The organism is Haloferax profundi (assembly GCF_001469865.1).
GTDB lineage: Archaea > Halobacteriota > Halobacteria > Halobacteriales > Haloferacaceae > Haloferax > Haloferax profundi.
This window is the reverse complement of the sequence record NZ_LOPV01000564.1, coordinates 1-373: the sequence shown is the minus strand read 5'-3', so window position 1 is coordinate 373 and position 373 is coordinate 1. Positions and strand designations below refer to the sequence as shown.

At 60.6% G+C, this 373-nt stretch carries 1 protein-coding gene; it reads left to right on the top strand.

Going from position 1 to position 373, the window contains the following annotated elements; genetic code table 11:
- The coding region (locus AUR66_RS16945) for a P-type ATPase (RefSeq protein ID WP_449271646.1) at positions 1 to 373 on the top strand (373 nt) is incomplete at both ends.

Genomic DNA, 373 nt, shown 5'->3' with positions numbered 1-373 from the left:
GTGTGACGAAGACCGGTGACGAGACGACACTGGCGGGTATCATGCGTCTCGTCGAAGACGCACAACAGTCGAAGTCGCGGACGCAGTTACTCGCGGACAAAGCAGCAGGATGGCTCTTCTACATCGCGCTATCCGTTGCAGGAATCACGGCCATCGCGTGGGTCATCGCAGTCGGGTTCGACATAGGCGTCCTCGAACGGGTCGTCACGGTTCTCGTCATCGCGTGCCCGCACGCACTCGGACTCGCCGTCCCTCTGGTCGTCGCCATCAACACCTCGACTGCGGCACAGAACGGGATGTTGATACGCGACCGTATCGCCATGGAAGAGGCTCGAAACCTCGACACGGTGATGTTCGACAAGACCGGGACGCT